This window comes from Cupriavidus sp. 01T418 (genome assembly GCF_056398885.1).
Genome location: NZ_JBFTQG010000061.1, coordinates 13,479 through 31,294 on the forward strand (window position 1 = coordinate 13,479; position 17,816 = coordinate 31,294).

The following is a 17,816-nucleotide window of genomic DNA, read 5'->3' on the forward strand; positions in this document are numbered from 1 at the left end:
AGCGGCGCCATGCAACTGCAATTCCTCGGTGCGACAGACACGGTCACGGGATCCAAATATGTGCTCGATACCGGCCGCAGCTGCGTCATGGTGGACTGCGGTCTCTTCCAGGGCTACAAGGCGCTGCGCCTGCGCAACTGGGACCGCTTGCCGGTCGATCCGTCCAAGCTGGACGCGGTGGTGCTGACGCACGCGCATATCGACCACAGTGGCTATCTGCCGTTGCTGGTGCGCAACGGCTTTCGGGGGCGGGTGTTTTGCACCATGGGCACCGCGCAGCTGTGCCAGATTCTGCTGCCCGACAGCGCGCACCTGGCGGAGGAAGATGCGCATTACGCCAACCGCAAGGGCTTCTCGCGGCATGAGCCGGCGTTGCCGCTCTACGGCGGCGCGGATGCGGTGCGCGCCTTGCGCCGCCTCGACCCGTTTCACTACGATACGCGGGTGAGGGTGACGCCCGACGTGGAGGTGGAGTTTCATCGCGCCGGCCACATTATCGGCTCGGCCATCGTGACGCTGCATGTGGACGGCAAGCGGATTGTGTTCTCCGGCGACCTGGGGCGGCAGCAGGACATCGTGATGCGCGCCCCGGAGATCGTTCGCGAAGCGGATCACCTGCTGGTGGAGTCTACCTATGGCGACCGCGCCCACCGTGCGGACGATCCGCTCGACACGCTGGGTGAGATCGTCAGCCGCACCATCGGCCGCGGCGGCAGCGTGGTGATTCCCGCGTTTGCCGTCGGACGCACCCAGGCGCTGCTGTACTGCCTCTATAAGCTGTGCCAGCAAAACCGCATTCCGCACGTGCCGGTCTACCTCAACAGCCCGATGGCCATCGACGCCACCACGGTCTTTGCCTTGCACCCGGACGAACTTCGGATCGACCGCGCTGCCTGCGCGGCAGCGTGCAACATGGCCATTCTGGTGCAGAGCCTGGAGCAGTCCGTCTGGCTGAACCGCGACCGCGCGCCCAAGATCATCCTGGCCGGCAGCGGCATGGCAACCGGCGGCCGGGTGGTGCATCACCTGGAGACATATGGGCAGGATGCACGCAACACGATTTTGCTATCCGGCTTCCAGGCCGCCGGGACCCGCGGGGCGGCGCTGACCTCGGGCATGCGCGAGCTGCGCATCCACGGCAAACAGGTTGCCATCCAGGCTTCGGTGGAGCAGATCACCTCGCTTTCGGCCCATGCGGACGCTAACGAACTGATGACATGGCTTGGCGGCTTTGGCAGCCCGCCGCGGCAGACCTTCGTGGTGCATGGCGAGCCGGCTGCGAGCGACGCCCTGCGGCAGCGGATTGAGCGGGAACTGCGCTGGTCGGTCACTATGCCGGAGTATCTTCGTTCATATTCGCTGGACTAGGCGGCGAAGGCAGGGAAAGATGAAAAATGTCTTGCAAGACTGTCTCACGCCTCAACACCTGCAATTGTTCGGAGCGATAGTCCAGTGGTTCGCGCGCTACGAACTGCTGATGCAGGAGCTCATGGCAAAGCTTGCGGGATCGGAGACTTCATCCGTGATGCTGCTGACACGGCGGCTCGATTTCGGCGGGAAGCGGCAGGCCTTGCTGGATCTGCTTCGCCATCGCGCCCATCCTCTGGACCAGTATGACAAGATCTGCGCGTATCTTCTGGTTCCCCTGACCTACTCGCCGTTGCTGTACGACATAACGCATTCGGTGTGGCAGCCTGGTGTCCATGCGCATTTGATCCAGCCGGAGTGGCTTTTCCGGTTCCCGCCGGGCATTACGCCATTGTGCGATGACACCAGCCTGCCGGGCGAAACATTCATGGACCGGGGCAAGAATGAGTCCATCTATTCGATGGATGATCTCCATGATATCGCGGTGATTCTTGAGGAGAACTATCATGGTCTGTGTACCTATCTGGATCGCCTCGGCATGATGCGTCCCGAGGCATAGGCGACGTACGGCGCGCCATGCAAGACGCAGCCGCCACACCGTAGCTTGGGTCAGGCAGCTGAAACCAGGACCCAGGACATGATGACCGATACTGAGCGCCGGCGGCCGTCCGGCAGGCGTCTTCCTTGCCATGTCCGCGTCTATCTGGTGGGGGCCTTCATCCTCATCAGCGGCCTGGCGGGCAGCGCCCTGATATACGTGACGGCGGTGACGGCACCTGCCGAAAAAGCCACGGACCTGGCACCCGTCGCGGTGCACACCAAGCAATACGAGCTGCAACTGGAGAGCATCGGCGGGCGGGCGGCATTCCTTGCTGTGGAGCTCACCAGGTGGCTGGAAGGACTTTGGCACGGGCGGCTGTTAGCCTATATGGTGGCCATCCTGTGTACGACCATAGCCATAGTCTGCTTCCTGGTGGCCCACGGCCTGTCGGCGGACTTGCCGCGGGATCCCGCAGCGCGCCGGGATTAGCGAAGGATCACCAAGGCGAATGGCACGTAGGGGAAACCCAGTTTGAACAGGAGAACCCGATGATCAACATGAAGGCAGCCGTATTTATCGAGCCCGGACGAATTGTCCTCCAAGACAAGCCAGTGCCGGATATCGGCGCGACCGACGCGCTGGTCCGCATCACCACCACCACCATCTGCGGTACGGACATTCATATCCTGAAAGGTGAGTATCCGGTCAAGCCCGGCCTGACCATCGGGCATGAGCCCGTGGGCGTGATCGAAAAACTCGGCAGGGAAGTCCGGGGATACCGGGAAGGACAGCGCGTAATCGCCGGGGCGATCTGTCCGAGCTTCCATTCCTACGCTTGCCAGGACGGGCAGCCATCCCAGGACGGGCAGATGCACGGACATGGTTACAAGCCGGCGGGTGGCTGGCGCTTCGGCAATACCATCGACGGTACTCAGGCGGAGTACGTGCTTGTGCCTGATGCGCAGGCAAACCTTGCCCCAGTCCCCGACGGCCTGAGCGACGAGCAGGTGCTGATGTGTCCGGACATCATGTCCACCGGCTTCGCCGGCGCCGAGAACGCGGGCATCAAGATCGGCGACATGGTTGCGGTGTTCGCGCAGGGACCAATCGGCCTGTGCGCGACGGCGGGTGCTCGGTTGCGCGGCGCGGCCCTGATCATCGCGGTGGATGGCATCGATGCGCGCCTGCGCATGGCCAAGGACATGGGCGCGGATGTCACGATCAATTTCCATCAGGTCGATGTGGTCGACGAGATCCTGAAGCTGACCGGTGGCCGGGGCGTCGACGCGGCCATTGAAGCGCTGGGCACGCAAGGGACCTTCGAGGCCGCGTTACGTGTGCTCAAGCCGGGAGGCACGCTGTCAAGCCTGGGCGTTTATTCAAGCGATCTGCGCATTCCGAATGACGCTTTCCATAGCGGCCTTGGTGATAATCGTATCCTGACGGCGCTGTGTCCCGGTGGCAAGGAACGGATGCGGCGTCTCATGCAGGTCATCCAGAGCGACCGGCTGAATCTGGGGCCGCTCGTCACGCATCGGTTCAAGCTTGATCAGATCGAATCGGCGTACGAGCTATTCGCCAATCAGCGCGATGGCGTGCTGAAGGTAGCCATCACGCCTTGAATTTGCCGCCATCGTCACCGGCTCCCGGCATTCGCGACACGCAGGGGGCGCCAGCGATTCGCGATTTTTCCGACTTCCCTGATGCCGCGCACCTTGCAGATTTCTACCTCAATCCACTGAATTAGCAGGTGGATGCGTCGCGAATCCTGCTCCTGCCGGGGGGGACGCTCCAGCAATCACATCTGCCTGGCGATGGATGGGCCAGTGCTGGGGCTTACCCATGCTGGGCATGGTGATCCTGAGCGCCAGGAGCTATCCGCAGATCATACGCTAGCCGGCACCGCGGGTGCGTCCCGTGGTATTGATATGCGTCAAGTGCCGGCAGGGCGGCTAACCCAATAATGAACAATAGAGGAGCGCGAAGCGTGTCGCGCTCCAGGGTTCTGGGGCAGGCGATGAAAACAAGCATGATACGGTCGATGGCGGTAGCCTTGGCGATCCTGATCCTCTTGGTATCCGATGCGTTTTCACAGGCCTTGTCGCTGCCCGGGCCATCGCTTACACCGGAAGCGCTGGATCAGATGCTGGCGCCGATCGCACGGTACCCGGACGCGCTGGTTTCGAAGATCCTGATGGCGGCCACCTATCCCCTCGAAGTGGTCCAGGCGGACCAATGGCTGCAGGATCCGGCCAACGCTGCACTATCCGGCGATCAGTTGGCAGCGGGGCTTGATCGGCTCCCGTGGGAGCCGAGCGTGAAATCCCTGGTGCCCTTTCCGCAGATCCTGCGCTTGATGGACGGCAACCGCGACTGGATGGAGCGCCTCGGCGATGCCTTCCTGGCTGATCAGGCTGGGGTCATGGATTCGATACAGCGACTGCGCCACCGGGCCAAAGCCGCCGGTAGCCTCTCCTCGACGCCGCAGGCCGTGGTGACGACGCAAGGCCCGGCGATCGAGATCGAGCCGGCGAGGCCGGCTATGGTCTATATCCCGGTCTACGATCCGAAGCTCATGTACGGTGTCTAACAGTACAACCCCGACGCCAGCTGGAAGATCGCGCAGCCGTTAATGCGCTGACTGCTGCACGCCGTGGGTGCGGTGCGCGCGGGCTCGCATCGCAACGGTCTCCCTTAGCGCTCCAGCACATATCTCCCGGGTGCGTCTGTGAGCGCGCCGTGCGCCGCGTCGCGCGCGGGGATCCGGCCAGTGGAGTGCGACGCCATCCAGCCCTGCCAGCAGGGCCACCAGGATCCATCATGCCGTTCCGCAGTCGAGAGGTAGCGTTCGGGGCTGCCATAGATTGCCTGCGCCGCGCGCGTTTCCACCCGGTATCGGCGGCCGGGATGCGAGGGGTCGGCCACGATGCCAGCATTGTGGCCACCGGAGGTCAGCAGGAACGTCAAGGGTGCCGGCGTCAGCAGATGCAGCTTGTAGACCGAGCGCCAGGGCGAGACATGGTCATGCTCTGTGCCCACTGCGAAGATCGGCATGCCGATGTCTGACAGGGCGACGGGGCGGCCATCCACGCAATAGCGTCCCTCCGCCAGGTCGTTGTTGAGGAACAACTTGTGCAGACACTCCGAATGCATGCGGAAGGGCAGGCGGGTGACATCCCGGTTCCATGACACCAGGTCGTTCTGGCGCAGCCGCTTGCCGAGCAGGTACTCGCTCATCATGCGGGACCACACCAAGTCGCGCGAGTGCAGCATCTGGAAGGCTGCGGCCATTTGGGTGCCGTCCAGGTAACCTTGCTGGCGCATCATCGCGTCCAGCGTGGACAAGGCGCTGCTGTCAATGAACAGCCCCAGTTCTCCTGGCTCGCTGAAGTCCGTCTCGCTGGCGAACAAGGTCAGACTTTGCAACGGCAAGCCGCTGTCGTCGCGGCTAAGCGCCGCCGCGCAGATCGATAGCAGCGTACCGCCCAGGCAATAGCCGGCGGCGTGGATGAGTGTATCGGGGCAGCGCTCTTGCACCGCGCGCAAGGCTGCCTGCACGCCGAGGCGCAGGTAGTCGTTGAGCCCGAAGTCGCGGGCTTCGGCGCCCGGGTTCTTCCATGAGATCATGAAGACCGTATGGCCCTGTTCGACCAGGTAGCGCACCATCGAGTCACGCGGCTGCAGGTCCAGAATGTAGTACTTCATGATCCAGGAGGGCACGATCAGCACTGGCTCTCGCCACACCTCGGCGCTGGCCGGCGCGTACTGGATCAGCTCGATCAGGGCATTGCGGAACACCACCTTGCCGGGCGTGACGGCGACATCCCGCCCCACCTTGAAGGTGGGCGGCCGGCGCAGCTTTGGGTCGCGCGACAGGTCCGCCACCACGTCCTGCATATCGTGCAGCCAGTGCTTGGCCCCGTTGACGAGGTTGCCACCGGCGCTGGCAGCCGTTGCCTGCAGCACCGCGGGATTCAGCCACCAGGCATTGCCAGGCGAATAGGGATCGAGCATCTGGCGTATGCAGAACGACACGATCCGCTCATGGTGCGGGGATACGCCGCGCAGCCCGTGCGTCAGCGACGCCCATAGCGCCTCGTTGTTGTGAAAGGCATCGCGCCAGAAGCGGAAGGGCCACTGCGACCAGGCGGGGTCGGCAAAGCGCAGGTCGGAGGGCGGCGCCGTTGCGCCGGGCGTTGGTTGCGCAGTGGCCGGACCGGGCCACATGCCAGCGGCCGCGGCAATCATTGCGCTCGTCCACTGTCCCAGGGACGCGTCTACCTTGCCGGGAGACACGGCCAAGTGCAATGCCCAGTCCAGTCCGGCCAACCAGAACGAGGCAAGCGACATGCCTTGCGTCGCGGAGGCCAGCGTGGAGCGCACTTGCTCGTCGAGTTGGTCCGGTGCGGCCCCGCTGGGAGCGCAGCCGCATTCCGCTTCGGGCGTAGCGGCGAGTTCACGGGTTGGCGTAGGTGTGTTCATTGCATGTGCTGCCCGCCATTGATGGCGATATTGGCGCCGGTGACAAACGCTGCGTCATCGGAGCACAGGAAGGTGATCAGCCCTGCGACCTCTTCCGGCCGCCCAAGCCTGCCGACAGGGATTTGCGGCAGGATCTTCGTCTGGAGTATGTCGACTGGGATATCCGTGACCATGTGCGTAGCAAGGTAGCCGGGCGATACCGTGTTGACGGTCACTCCCTTGCCGGCCACTTCTAGCGCCAGTGCCTTGCTGAACCCGTGCACACCCGCCTTTGCAGCGGAATAGTTGGTCTGGCCAAAGGCGCGCCCCGCAGCGCGCTGCCGGTCGAGCCAGGGCTGCACGTGGTCATTGCCCGGTGAATGGGTGACCGCCACGCAGTAGCCGGCGTCGTGCAGGCGGACCGCAATGGCTTCACCCAGTCCACCCATGCCGCCGGTCACCAGCGCGATCCGCCTTGAAGAGAGGCCGGCTGGCGCCTCGGCGGCGTGCTCAACTGGCATGGACGCGCCCCTTTCTCGGACTGGCCGCGGCGCCGCCCACCGCCTCCGCGCCGGTGCCGTTCAACGCGGGATTCCACGCCGTGGCCTGTCTGAACTTCTCGAATATATCCTGCATCGGCGCCACCATCGAGGCGGTATTCCCCGCTTGCTGCAAGCTCATTGCCTGGCATCGCTGCCAGGACTCGCCGACTTCGCGCATCTGTTCGACAATAGCGGTCTGGTTGTGGATGGCTAGACTCATCCACGCTTGCATCAGGTGCGCGCAATGCTCGGCCTCGTTGCGCAGGATGGTGACCGGCAGCGCGGCGAGCGCGGCGAAGTTGCTTGCATTGGCAAGCTCCGCACCCACTTCATGCGTTGTCTTGATGTCCTTGCGAATGGCTTCCAGCTGGATTTCAAGAAAACGCTGGCGGCTCTCCTGCAGCAGGGTCAGCACACGCAGGCCCGCCTCGCAATTGGTGCTGAAGAACGCGAGTGGGATGTCGGTCTGGTCTGTCATGATGTCTCTCCGTCATTGGGCGCGCATACCCTGTGTTGTGTTGTGTTGTGTTGTGTTGTGTTGTGCTGTGCTGTGCTGTGCTGTGCTGTGCTGTGCTGTGCTGCCATGCCATGCGTACTCTCATGCGGGAAGAACCCTGGACTGGCATTACTGGAAAGGACGAGTGCTGGGCATGCATGTCAGGCGACCCGTCTGCGAGATGCTTCTGAAGCGTGGCGCCAGCGGGAATGGCAGCGGCACCTGGCGTTGCCGCGGGATTCGGCCGAATCAGCCGGGCTTTCCGCCCGAGGCCGGGCAGGTCTTGACGCCGAGCAGGCTGTAGAGGGGGCAGATGCGAACGAACCCTGTCAGGACCGGAATCACGCCGATCCATCCCCACACGCCAATAGTGCCGGTGAAGGCAAGGCCGATTAAGGCCAGGCCGACGACGATCCTGAGAGTCCGGTCAACCGTACCGATATTGGTTTGCACAGCGTCCTCCTTTCGATAGTGCGTTATATGCGGGCGCGGCGCGCCAGGTTCGTTGCGCAATCCGGCGGCTGCACGAGCCCAATATAGCCAGATGGCTGCCGGTGGCATTGATCTACGGCAACTTTGCCGCGCATTAGCGCTGGAGTGCACGCCGCCCTCAAACGGCTCCGATGTCATCGGCCGCGCCGTGGACACTTCGACTCGCAATAGACCCAGTCGTCTTCCATCTCATTGACGCGCAGGCGAAATACGTAGCTGACCGGGGTTTTCCCGGCCGTGAATCGGCGCGCCTGGCTGTCGTCTTGATAATCGGCACGCACGGTATAGGCGCCTGCCGGCAGCCGCATGTATAGCAGGGGACCGGACGAGACTACCCGCAGCCGGCGCTTGCCGTTGCTATCTACCACCGATACCGCGACGTCGGACAGCGCCTCGCCGCCCTTAGCGTTGTAGAAGCCAAGCCGCACATTGAAGCGACCCGCCATCGAGCGAATGGCTTTCACCTCGTCGTCGCCGACGCCGCCGGAAACATAGGTGATCCCGCTCGTCTCCTGTATCTGAAGCGGGGTATCAGCATCCGGTTGCGCCGCATAGACGGGCAACGCTGGATTGACGATCCCGATCACCGCCGCTGCCGCGAAACAGGCGACGACACGCTTGCTAGCCATGATGGTCTTGGTCCGTGTTAATCTGCCTGCGTCAACATGACGCCGGCAGTTCCAGTATTGTCGGTGCCGCTGCGGGCGGCTTGATCCAGCGCAATGCCACGCAAAGCGGCCGCGGCCGCTACTGCGCTTTTCCAAGTCGTGCCGTGCGACCTGGCGATCCCCGTCAGGCGTCGCCCAGCGCGTGATACAGCTCGTCCTCCTGCGCGAAATGCAGACGCAGGATTGCATTCAGCTCATACAACAAGCGCCGGACCTCCTGCGCGCTCTCCGGGTCGAGCCCGTCCGCTGCGCGGTCGGCGGCGATGCGCTCCAGCATGCCCACCAGGTGGAATATTTCGCGATGCCCGCCGCTCAGCGCGGCCAGCGGATCCTCGCCGCCGAGCCGTTGCGCCAACTCCGGATACAGGTCGGCATCGTCGTGGCGCTCGTGCGCGAGCAATTGCTGGTGCAGTGCCTGATTGAGTTGCGCGAGTTCCACTGCGGCGACTCCTCCAGGGATGCTGGCTACGCGATCCGCCATCAATCTCACCTGGCGGAGCACCTGCCCCAGTTCGCTGTGTTCGGTCTTCAGTTTCGTAGCTTCGGCTGGCGTGATCTGCGCGGGCCGCCAGTCCGGCCCCGGCGTGCGTGCCCGTAGTGCGTTCAGGATCACCGCGACGTCGATCAGCTCCTGCAGTAGTGCGCCCGCCAGCGGCGGCAGGTAGCCGAACGCGGCCACGATCATCGCGGCCAGGGAGAGTGCCATGCCCGCCACGACGCATTGCACGGCGATGCGGCGTGCGCGCCGGGCGATCTGGATGGCCTCGGCCAGGCGGTCCAGGCGGTCGACCAGCAGTACCACGTCCGCTGCCTGCGCCGGCGCTGCGGCGCCCGCCGCGCCCATCGCCACGCCGACGTCGGCGGCAGCCAGCGCGGGCGCGTCGTTGACGCCGTCGCCCACCATGATGACGGTGTCGTGCCACTGCGCCTCGCGGATGGCCGCGAGCTTTTGCGCGGGCGTCTGCTGCGCGTGCACTTCCGTCACGCCCAGCATCGCGCCGGTCATCTGCGCCACGTCGTCGCGATCGCCGGTGAGCATCACCATGCGCCGGATGCCGGCCTGCCTGAGCAGCCTGAGCGCGCGGGGCGTGTCGAGCCGGATCTGGTCTGCGAGCTGCAGCACGCCGCGCATGGCGCCGTCGACGCCAAGGAAGACGGCCGACGCGCCCTCGTGGCCCAAGCGCCGCAGCAATGCCGTGCTCCACGGCTTGGGCACCGTTGTCCTGGCCACGTGCGCCAGGGAACCCATGGTGACCGCGTGGCCGTCGACAATGCCACTCAGGCCGGCGCCTGGCTCCTCGCCGACCTTGGCCGGCAATGCCAGCGCCAGGCCGCGCTCGCGTGCCGTGGCCACCAGCGCGCGGGAACTCACGTGCACCGACGCCTGCGCCAGCGAGGCCGCCAGGCGAAGCACTTCGTCGGGCGCATGTCCCGGTGCTGCCTCGATGGCCGAGACGCGGGCCTGGCCCGTGGTCAGGGTTCCCGTCTTGTCGAAGAACAGCACGCGGCCCTGCGCCAGCCGCTCCAGCGCGGCGCCGCTCTTGACCAGGATGCCCCGGCTGGCACTGCGCGACATGCCGCAGACGATGGCCACCGGCACCGCGAGGATCAGCGGGCAGGGGGTGGCGACCACCAGCACTGCGAGTGCGCGGCGTGCGTCACCGGTGATGAGCCAAGCCGCGCCGGCGACCGCCAGCGCCAGCGGCACCAGCAGCAGGGCATAGCGATCGGCCAGGCGCGATGACGGGCTGCGGCTTTGCTGCGCTTCCGTCACAAGGTGGACAATGCCCGCGTAGGTACTCTGCGCCGCCGTGGCGCCGGCGAGCATCTCGAACGGCACGCCGGCATTGACTACGCCACTGCGCAGCGGCTCGCCCGGCGCGCGCCGCTGCGGCATGGCCTCGCCGGTCAGGGTGGATTCATCCAGGTCAGCGGCCAGGATCAGGGTCCCGTCGGCAGGCACGACTTCGCCGGTGCGCACCAGCAGGCGGTCACCAGCACGGATGAGGTCCACCGGCACCGGGCGCCATTCACCGTTTTCGTAGCGACTGGCCTCGCGCGGGGCATGGCGCAGCAGCGCGCTCATCTCGCTGGCTGCGCGCGCTTGCGCATAGCTCTCCAGGGCCCACCCGCTGGCAAGCATCAGGCTGATCACGGCCGCGGCAAAGTGCTCGCCAAGCCACCATGCAAAGCCGATGGCCAGCAGCGCAAGGACATCGACTCCAGCTTTGCGGTGCCATGCCGCCAAGACGGTGCTCGCGCTCAGGGTGATCAACACAGGCAGGATGCCTATCAGCCACACGGTGCGGGCGAGCGCGGCCGATCCGAACCAATACAGCAGGGATCCCGCAGCTAGCGTGACCGCGGAGGCCGCCAGGAGCCCTATATTGAGCCAGCGGTGGTGGCGAGGCTCCGGGAGCGCCATGTCAAGGTCAATCGCGGCGGGTGAGCGCGATGGAAAAAAGCGCCCCGCAGGCAGCGGCAATGGCTGCGGTCGTGCCAAGCGCGCGCCATGGGTGCGCCTGCACATACTCCTCGCCGGAATCCGCCCAATCCCGTACCTGCTCGCGGCCCTGCGCCTGCAACTCGCGCAGCCGCAGTTGCAACGTTTCCAGCCGTGTCTTGAACTGCTCACGGGCTTGACCGGCTTGCTCGCCGGTCAACGTGGCGGCGTCGCGCAGCAATGCCTGCACATCTGACAACAGGACGTTGATATCGTGCTCTAGCGTGGCACGGCGCACGGGCAGGGCGGATCTGATGTCGTTCACGGCGTTCTCCTGGCTGGTTCAATGAAGTGACTGCGGAGGGATGAAGCGTGTCGGATCCGCCGTGGGGGATAGCGGAATGGCATCTCCAACTATAGGCAGGGCTCCGGCGCGCAAGTTGATTGGCATCAAGTCCGGGGCGGACGCTCCGCGCCGCAGGCGCGATTGATCTGCATCAATGGCCGCCGAGCGCCCGATACTAGACTGAGTGCACAGCACCGGCGTGCCTTGACGACACCTGCGCATCGCCGATGTACTCCACGGTAGTCTTAATCGGCTCGTACCCAGGTCAAGCCAGGAGAAGCATGATGAGGATCGAAGAGATTTGCTCGCTGTCCGCCGTTCATATCCCACATACGTGCACGCTGCGTGACGCTGCGGTGCAGATGCGCGACCGGCACGTTGGTGCGCTGGTGGTGACAGAGCCATTCGGAGGCGGCCAGCGCGCGACGGCCATCGTTACGGATCGCGACATCGTGCTGGAGAGCACCGCCGCAGGCACGGCGCCTGGACAGGCGACGGTGGCGGACGTGATGACACGCGGCGTGGTGGCGATCGGCAAGGATGCTGGCATCGACGATGCATTGCAGGCGATGCTGGCGCACGGCGTGCGCCGCCTTGCGGTCACGGATGCCGAAGCGGTAGTTGGCGTGCTGTCGCTGGACGATCTCGTTGACGCCCTGGGCTCTCAGTGGAACATGCTCGCCAGCGTGCTACACAACGAGCGGGAGCGCGAACTTTCCGGCAGCGTGCAGACACCGCTGCACGCCTGAATGGCGGGCGGGCGCGGCTTGGCCCGTGCCCGATGTCCGATGTCTCTCCCAGACCCCGTCGGGACCGGACGGCGGTGCAGTCCAATGCAGCACACGGATAAGAGAGCAAGACCATGGTGCCCGGCATTCTCAAGCTCGCTTACAAGTTACTGGTCAACGACCGGGCCAAGTTCACCGGCCTGCTGGTCGGGATCACCTTCGCGGTGTTCCTGATGATCGAGATGACGTCGCTGTTTGCCGGCGTGCTGAACCGTTCGTCGTCGACCGTGTACAACATCGGCGCCAGCATCTGGGTCATGGACCCAGCGGTCAACACGGTGGCCAACACCATCGGCATGCCGGACTACATGCTCGATGCCGTGCGCAGCATCGAGGGCGTCAAGTTCGCGGTGCCGCTGTACTCCGGCGGCGCGCTGGTACGCCTGAAGAGCGGCACCTACCAGCCGGTGACGGTGGTTGGCATCGATGATGCCAGCCTGTTCGGGCGGCCGTATGTGCTCGAGGGCAGGATCGAGGACATCTACGCCGAGAATGCCTTCATGGTGGTCAAGGATGCCGAGTTCCGCAAGCTGGAAACCCCTGTGGTCGGCACGGATTTCGAGATCAACGACCATCGTGGCGTGGTGGTCGGCATTGCGCAGGTCGCCACCAGCGGGCTGTTCGGCGTGCCGACGCTCTATACGACCTACCAGCGCGCCGTCCAGTACCTGCCGACCACGCGCTATACGATTTCCTACATCCTGGTGGAACCGAAGGCCGCGGCCGATGTGGTGCGGATACAGCGCGAAGTGCAGAAACTGGGCTACCGTGCGCTGACCAAGGACCAGTTCATCCTGCGTATCTCCGACTTCTACAAATACCAGACCGGGCTGGGCACCAATATCCTGCTGATGACCGTGATCAGCTTTATCGTCGGGCTGTCGATCTCGGGACAGACCTTCTACACCTTTATCCTGGAAAATCTGGACAAGTTCGGCGCGCTCAAGGCCATCGGCGCCAAGGGGCACGAGCTAGTGGCGATGATCGTGTTCCAGGCAACCTTCACCGCGCTGACTGGCTATGGACTGGGTATAGGCCTATGCGCCATCCTGATCAGCCTGGCGCGGCTGCGCATACCCAGTTACGCCGCCATGATTACCTTCTATAACCTGGGGCTGGCGCTGGTCATGGTGATCGTGATCGCCGGGGTGTCGGGCTATATCGGCGTGCGCAAGGTGCTGCGCATCGAACCCTTTGATATCTTCAGGGGGTAAACATGCCGCGTGTCGCCATTGCCGCGAAGGCGCTGGACAAATGGTTCGGCGAAGAGGAGGCCCGCACCTATGCGCTGCGGCAGGTCAGCTTCGAAGCGTACTTCGGCGAGATCCTGTTTATCGTGGGCCCGTCCGGCAGCGGCAAGACTACGCTGCTGAGTGTGATCTCGGGCATCCTGCGCCCGGACAGCGGTGAGGTGATGATCGACAGCACCAGCATCTGGACCATGGACAACGACGGGCTGGCCGCGTTCCGCCTCGCCAGGATCGGCTTCGTTTTCCAGGACTTCCATCTGTTTCCGCGGCTGACCACGCTGGAGAATGTGGCTATCCCGCTGATCCTCAAGGGCCGCGACTGGAACGACGCGCTGAACGAGGCCAAGCACTACCTGGAGATCGTCGGCCTGGGCAACCGGGCCCAGCTGCCGCCGATCAAGCTCAGCGGCGGCGAGCAGCAGCGCGTGGCCATCGCGCGCGCCATCGTCAGCCAGCCGGACATCCTGATCCTTGACGAGCCCACGGCCTCGCTGGACGGCGACACCGGCCACGCCATCATGGAATTCGTCAGGACGCATATCCTCAACGACCATCGCTGTATCGTGATCGTCACCCATGACGCCCGCATCTTCGACATGGCGACTCGCATCCTCGACATGGAAGACGGCAAGCTAAAGCGCATCGAGCGGGGAGAGGCGCGATTATGAAAATCAGATGGCTGTTCATCGTCTCCGTGGCGGGGGCCGTCATCGGCGTGGTTGCCGCGATCCTTTATGCGCAACAGAAGCCACCGCTGCCGCCGGTGTTCGAACCCGCCGCCAATCCGTACAAGAACGGCATCTACGCCAACGGCATCATCGAGAGCTACCAGGACAACGGCGCCAACATCAATCTCTATCCCGAAGTCGCGGGCACGGTGGTGCGCATTCCGGTGCATGAGGGGCAGGAGGTCCGGCAAGGAGCGGACCTGCTGGTGATCGAGGACTCGGTCCAGCGCGCGCTGGCCGCGCAACAGCAGGCGCAGACCGAGGCCGCCGAGGCCCAGTTGGCGCAACTGAAGGCGCAGCCGCGCAAGGAGACGCTGGAGGTGGCGCGCGCGCAGGCCGAGGCGAGTGCCGCGGGCCTGAAGACAGTGCAGGACCAGCTCGACAAGCTGCAGCGGTCCTATGCGCTCAACGCCCGCTCCGTCAGCCAGGAGGCCCTGGACAACGCAAGCAACGCCGTGCGCGTGGCGCGCGGCAACCTCGACGTGGCGCGCCGCCAGCTGGAGCTGACCCGTGCCGGCGCCTGGGTCTACGATATCCGTAACCAGGAAAGGCAGGTGGATGCCTTGCGCAAGGCCGCTGCCGCCTCGACCGCGCTGCTCGGCAAGTATGTGATCCGCGCGCCGGTAGACGGCGTGGTGATGTCGGTCAATACGGCGGTGGGCGCCTTCGTGTCTTCGCAGGGCACCTATGGCACCTACACGCAGGGCAACACGCCGGTGATGGTCATGGGCAGCGCGCCGGGCACGCTGGCAGTGCGCGTGTATGTCGACGAGATCCTGCTGCAGCGCCTGCCCGGCGCGAAGGCAGGGCAGGGCATCCAGGCGAGGATGTTCGTGCGCGGCACCAACACCAGTATCCCGCTGGAGTTCTTGCGCATGCAGCCTTATGTCACCCCCAAGATCCAGCTTTCCGACCAGCGTACCGAACGCGTGGACGTACGCGTGCTGCCGTTGTTGTTCAAGTTCAGTCCGCCGCCGAACGTCAATGTTTATCCGGGGCAACTGGTCGATGTCTACGTGGGCGGCGCATCGTGATGCGCCGAGCGCTGCCCGGGATTGCGGCGGTCCTTACCCTGTTGGGGGGCTGTGCCGTGGGGCCTGATTTCGCGCGCCCGGATCCGGCGGTGCCGGCCAGCTTCACGCGTGGGGGAGATGCGGCACAGACGCCATCCGGCGATGGCGTATCGCAGCGCTTTGTCGACGCGTCCGTGCTGCCGGCGCAGTGGTGGCGCATGTTCGGCAGCGCGGCGCTGGACGGGGCCATGGCCGAGGCCCTGGACGGCAACCCCTCGCTGCGGGTGGCGCAGGCCAACCTGCGGCAGAGCGAGGCCGCCATGCGCGCCGGTGCCGGCGTGTTCTATCCCCAGCTGGATGCCGCCGCCGGAGCCACGCGGCAGGCAGCCTCGCCGGTCCGCTTTGGCCAGACCGTTCCCAGCGCCGTCTTCAATCTGTTCTCGCTGACCGCCACGGTCAGCTACACGCTCGACCTGTTCGGCCTGAACCGGCGCACGGTCGAGGCGCTGTCCGCGCAAGTCGACTTGCAGCAGCAGACGCTAGGCGCCACCTACCTGACGCTGACCGGCAACCTGGTCAATACCGTGGTCGCCCAGGCCGGCTACAGCGCCCAGATCCAGGCCACCATCGAGCTGGCGGCTCTGGTGCGCGAGCAGGTGGAGATCACGCGCGCGCAGGTGCAGGCGGGAACGGCCGCGCACGTCAGCGAGCTGAGCCTCGCGGTGCAGCTTGCCTCGCTGGAGGCAACGCTGCCCCCGCTGCGGCAGAGGCTGGAGGAGGCGGATCATCTGGCGGCGACCCTGTCGGGCCGATACCCGGCCCAGGGCGAACCGGTTGCCGTGACACTGGAGACCTTGCGCTTGCCCGCGGACATTCCCCGGCTGCTGCCGGCAGATCTGGTGCGGCGCCGCCCGGATGTGCTGTTGGCCGAAGCGCAGCTTCATGTCGCCAGCGCCGAAGTAGGGGTGGCCACCGCCGCCATGTTCCCGGCCATTACCCTGAGCGCGGGCTATGGCCGCGACAGCTTGCAGATCGGCGCCCTGTTTGGCGGGAATAGTGCGGTGTGGAGCCTTGGGGCCGGCCTGACGGCGCCGCTGTTCCACGGTGGCGAACTGTATTACCGGCGGCAAGCTGCCGTGGCCCAGCTGGAAGCGGCGCAGGCCGGCTACCGCCAGGTCGTGCTGGCTGCGTTCGGGCAAGTGGCCGATGCGTTGCGCGCCCTGGAGCACGACGGCGAACTCGTCGCCGCCACCGGCCAGGCGCGCGACCTCGCGCACGAAGCGCTGCAGGAGTTACAGGCCAACTTCCAGGCCGGCGCCGCCGGCTACCTGCAGGTGCTGGTGGCGGACGCACAATACCACCAGGCTGACATCGGCTACCTGCAGGCCAGGACCCAGCGGCTGCAGGACACTGTGGCGTTGTTCCTGGCGCTGGGCGGGGGCTGGGATGCCAGTGCTGCGCAAGCACAGGCAAGGCCGCCATCATGATTGGCCGTACGATCCAATACCTGGGCGATACGGTGGGGCGGCTACGCCGCCAGCCTCGCGCATCGACGGAAGGCGCGGCAGGTACTGCGCCGACCGGCAGGCAGAAGCCGGCTTCGTCTGGCGGCATGCCGGACGCGTTGCTGGGGGCCGCCGGCATGCCGCCCGCGACCCTTCTCCAGCAACTGGATACCAGCCCGGAGGGGCTGACTGGCGCCGAGGCCGTCGCGCGCCTGCAAAACCTCGGCCCCAACCTGGTGGAACATGAGCGTCCGCGCCCGGCGGTGCTCGACCTGCTGCGCCGTTTGCTCAATCCGCTCAATGTGATGCTGCTGACCCTGGCAGCGGTATCCTCAGCCATCCACGACTACGACGCCGCCGCGGTGATCGCCGTGATGGTGGTGCTCAGCGTTGGCCTGGCCACGGTGCAGGAGCGCCGCTCCGGACGTGCTGCTGCGGCGCTGCGCGCCATGGTGCATACCACGGCCGCCACGCAGCGCCGGTCGGAGCCGGGGGCATTGCCCATCACCAGCGAACTGCCGATCGGCGCACTGGTGCCGGGCGACATCGTTCATCTGGCGGCGGGTGACCTCGTTCCCGCGGATGCCCGGCTGCTGGCGTCGAAGGATTTGTTCGTTAACCAGTCGGCGCTGACCGGCGAATCGCTGCCCGTAGAGAAGTTCGCGCTGGCGAGCGCCAGCGGCGACGAGCCCGGTACGCTGGAGAACATCGTGCTGATGGGCACGGCCGTGGTCAGTGGCAGCGCGACCGTGGTGGTGGTACTGACCGGGCCGCGCGCCGTGTTTGGCAGCATCGCCCGCTCGCTTGAGGAAGAGACGTCTGGCACTGTGTTCGAGCAAGGCCTGCAGCGTTTCGCACGCCTGATGATCGGCCTGATCGCGATCCTTGCGCCACTGGTGTTCCTGATCAACGGGCTGACCAAGGGCAATTGGCTGGAGGCGCTGCTGTTCGCGGTGGCAGTCGCCGTGGGGCTGACGCCCGAGATGCTGCCGATGCTGGTGACGGTGAACCTGGCGAAGGGCGCGCTTGCCATGTCGCGCCGCAAGGTGATCGTGAAACATCTGAGCGCCATCCAGAACCTGGGCGCCATGGATGTGCTGTGCACCGACAAGACCGGCACCCTGACGCAGGACCGCATCATCCTGAAGAAGCATGTGGACCTGGCGGGGCAGGAG

At 65.4% G+C, this 17,816-nt stretch carries 18 protein-coding genes; 11 read left to right on the forward strand and 7 right to left on the reverse strand.

The window, feature by feature from the left end; all coding sequences use genetic code 11:
* Positions 1 to 9 precede the first annotated feature (9 nt).
* The 5 genes from AC1DQ3_RS33080 (at position 10) to AC1DQ3_RS33100 (ending at position 4,499) form a co-directional block, all read left to right on the forward strand.
* Positions 10 to 1,368: an MBL fold metallo-hydrolase RNA specificity domain-containing protein gene (locus AC1DQ3_RS33080; protein WP_477124327.1), complete on the forward strand. Its 1,359-nt coding sequence runs from the start codon at positions 10 to 12 to the stop codon at positions 1,366 to 1,368.
* Positions 1,369 to 1,387: 19 nt separating this feature from the next.
* Positions 1,388 to 1,927, forward strand: coding sequence for a hypothetical protein (locus tag AC1DQ3_RS33085; protein WP_477124328.1), 540 nt, complete (start codon positions 1,388 to 1,390; stop codon positions 1,925 to 1,927).
* A gap of 78 nt (positions 1,928 to 2,005) precedes the next feature.
* Positions 2,006 to 2,398, forward strand: a complete 393-nt coding sequence (locus AC1DQ3_RS33090; RefSeq protein ID WP_477124329.1) for a hypothetical protein — start codon at positions 2,006 to 2,008, stop codon at positions 2,396 to 2,398.
* A 59-nt stretch (positions 2,399 to 2,457) separates the two neighbouring features.
* A complete protein-coding gene (locus AC1DQ3_RS33095; protein ID WP_477124330.1) occupies positions 2,458 to 3,531 on the forward strand; it encodes an NAD(P)-dependent alcohol dehydrogenase in 1,074 nt (357 codons plus the stop codon).
* A 431-nt stretch (positions 3,532 to 3,962) separates the two neighbouring features.
* Positions 3,963 to 4,499 carry a DUF3300 domain-containing protein gene (locus tag AC1DQ3_RS33100; RefSeq protein ID WP_477124331.1) on the forward strand — a complete coding sequence of 179 codons (537 nt, stop codon included), beginning with the start codon at positions 3,963 to 3,965 and terminating at the stop codon, positions 4,497 to 4,499.
* A 104-nt stretch (positions 4,500 to 4,603) separates the two neighbouring features.
* Here AC1DQ3_RS33100 and AC1DQ3_RS33105 read toward each other — a convergent pair whose 3' ends face one another.
* From AC1DQ3_RS33105 to AC1DQ3_RS33135, 7 genes are all read right to left on the reverse strand, one after another.
* Positions 4,604 to 6,391: a PHA/PHB synthase family protein gene (locus AC1DQ3_RS33105; protein WP_477124332.1), complete on the reverse strand. Its 1,788-nt coding sequence runs from the start codon at positions 6,389 to 6,391 to the stop codon at positions 4,604 to 4,606.
* Positions 6,388 to 6,891, reverse strand: coding sequence for an SDR family oxidoreductase (locus AC1DQ3_RS33110; protein ID WP_477124333.1), 504 nt, complete (start codon positions 6,889 to 6,891; stop codon positions 6,388 to 6,390). The genes AC1DQ3_RS33105 and AC1DQ3_RS33110 overlap by 4 nt, the downstream gene beginning before the upstream one ends.
* On the reverse strand, positions 6,881 to 7,390 hold the full coding sequence (locus tag AC1DQ3_RS33115) for a hypothetical protein (RefSeq protein ID WP_477124334.1): 510 nt from the start codon (positions 7,388 to 7,390) through the stop codon (positions 6,881 to 6,883). Before AC1DQ3_RS33115 ends, AC1DQ3_RS33110 begins: the two co-directional genes overlap by 11 nt.
* 267 nt (positions 7,391 to 7,657) lie before the next feature.
* Positions 7,658 to 7,861: a YgaP family membrane protein gene (locus AC1DQ3_RS33120; protein ID WP_477124335.1), complete on the reverse strand. Its 204-nt coding sequence runs from the start codon at positions 7,859 to 7,861 to the stop codon at positions 7,658 to 7,660.
* A gap of 173 nt (positions 7,862 to 8,034) precedes the next feature.
* Entirely contained in the window at positions 8,035 to 8,529 is a 495-nt protein-coding gene (locus AC1DQ3_RS33125) for a hypothetical protein (RefSeq protein ID WP_477124336.1), read from the reverse strand.
* A 163-nt stretch (positions 8,530 to 8,692) separates the two neighbouring features.
* On the reverse strand, positions 8,693 to 10,993 hold the full coding sequence (locus AC1DQ3_RS33130) for a heavy metal translocating P-type ATPase (RefSeq protein ID WP_477124337.1): 2,301 nt from the start codon (positions 10,991 to 10,993) through the stop codon (positions 8,693 to 8,695).
* Positions 10,994 to 11,000: 7 nt separating this feature from the next.
* Complete coding sequence (locus AC1DQ3_RS33135; RefSeq protein WP_477124338.1) at positions 11,001 to 11,336, reverse strand: ElaB/YgaM/YqjD family protein; 336 nt, start codon at positions 11,334 to 11,336, stop codon at positions 11,001 to 11,003.
* Positions 11,337 to 11,638: 302 nt separating this feature from the next.
* Here AC1DQ3_RS33135 and AC1DQ3_RS33140 point away from each other — a divergent pair, with 302 nt between their 5' ends.
* The 6 genes from AC1DQ3_RS33140 to AC1DQ3_RS33165 all read left to right on the forward strand — a co-directional run.
* Positions 11,639 to 12,106: a CBS domain-containing protein gene (locus AC1DQ3_RS33140; RefSeq protein WP_477124339.1), complete on the forward strand. Its 468-nt coding sequence runs from the start codon at positions 11,639 to 11,641 to the stop codon at positions 12,104 to 12,106.
* Positions 12,107 to 12,222: 116 nt separating this feature from the next.
* Positions 12,223 to 13,359 carry an ABC transporter permease gene (locus AC1DQ3_RS33145; RefSeq protein ID WP_477124345.1) on the forward strand — a complete coding sequence of 379 codons (1,137 nt, stop codon included), beginning with the start codon at positions 12,223 to 12,225 and terminating at the stop codon, positions 13,357 to 13,359.
* A gap of 2 nt (positions 13,360 to 13,361) precedes the next feature.
* Entirely contained in the window at positions 13,362 to 14,063 is a 702-nt protein-coding gene (locus AC1DQ3_RS33150; RefSeq protein WP_477124340.1) for an ABC transporter ATP-binding protein, read from the forward strand.
* Positions 14,060 to 15,157 (forward strand): HlyD family secretion protein, encoded by a 1,098-nt coding sequence (locus AC1DQ3_RS33155; RefSeq protein WP_477124341.1) that lies wholly within the window; start codon positions 14,060 to 14,062, stop codon positions 15,155 to 15,157. The genes AC1DQ3_RS33150 and AC1DQ3_RS33155 overlap by 4 nt, the downstream gene beginning before the upstream one ends.
* Complete coding sequence (locus AC1DQ3_RS33160; RefSeq protein ID WP_477124342.1) at positions 15,157 to 16,623, forward strand: efflux transporter outer membrane subunit; 1,467 nt, start codon at positions 15,157 to 15,159, stop codon at positions 16,621 to 16,623. Before AC1DQ3_RS33155 ends, AC1DQ3_RS33160 begins: the two co-directional genes overlap by 1 nt.
* A partial coding sequence (locus tag AC1DQ3_RS33165) for an HAD-IC family P-type ATPase (RefSeq protein ID WP_477124343.1) occupies positions 16,620 to 17,816 on the forward strand: 1,197 nt, incomplete at its 3' end. The genes AC1DQ3_RS33160 and AC1DQ3_RS33165, both read left to right, overlap by 4 nt.

What these genes read in the sequence shown, in the direction of transcription:
- AC1DQ3_RS33080 (WP_477124327.1), top strand. Translation starts at nt 10, where the DNA reads ATGCAACTGCAATTCCTCGGTGCGACAGACACGGTCACGGGATCCAAA.
- AC1DQ3_RS33085 (WP_477124328.1), top strand. Translation starts at nt 1,388, where the DNA reads ATGAAAAATGTCTTGCAAGACTGTCTCACGCCTCAACACCTGCAATTG.
- AC1DQ3_RS33090 (WP_477124329.1), top strand. Translation starts at nt 2,006, where the DNA reads ATGATGACCGATACTGAGCGCCGGCGGCCGTCCGGCAGGCGTCTTCCT.
- AC1DQ3_RS33095 (WP_477124330.1), top strand. Translation starts at nt 2,458, where the DNA reads ATGATCAACATGAAGGCAGCCGTATTTATCGAGCCCGGACGAATTGTC.
- AC1DQ3_RS33105 (WP_477124332.1), bottom strand. Translation starts at nt 6,391, where the DNA reads ATGAACACACCTACGCCAACCCGTGAACTCGCCGCTACGCCCGAAGCG.
- AC1DQ3_RS33110 (WP_477124333.1), bottom strand. Translation starts at nt 6,891, where the DNA reads ATGCCAGTTGAGCACGCCGCCGAGGCGCCAGCCGGCCTCTCTTCAAGG.
- AC1DQ3_RS33115 (WP_477124334.1), bottom strand. Translation starts at nt 7,390, where the DNA reads ATGACAGACCAGACCGACATCCCACTCGCGTTCTTCAGCACCAATTGC.
- AC1DQ3_RS33125 (WP_477124336.1), bottom strand. Translation starts at nt 8,529, where the DNA reads ATGGCTAGCAAGCGTGTCGTCGCCTGTTTCGCGGCAGCGGCGGTGATC.
- AC1DQ3_RS33130 (WP_477124337.1), bottom strand. Translation starts at nt 10,993, where the DNA reads ATGGCGCTCCCGGAGCCTCGCCACCACCGCTGGCTCAATATAGGGCTC.
- AC1DQ3_RS33140 (WP_477124339.1), top strand. Translation starts at nt 11,639, where the DNA reads ATGATGAGGATCGAAGAGATTTGCTCGCTGTCCGCCGTTCATATCCCA.
- AC1DQ3_RS33150 (WP_477124340.1), top strand. Translation starts at nt 13,362, where the DNA reads ATGCCGCGTGTCGCCATTGCCGCGAAGGCGCTGGACAAATGGTTCGGC.
- AC1DQ3_RS33155 (WP_477124341.1), top strand. Translation starts at nt 14,060, where the DNA reads ATGAAAATCAGATGGCTGTTCATCGTCTCCGTGGCGGGGGCCGTCATC.
- AC1DQ3_RS33160 (WP_477124342.1), top strand. Translation starts at nt 15,157, where the DNA reads ATGCGCCGAGCGCTGCCCGGGATTGCGGCGGTCCTTACCCTGTTGGGG.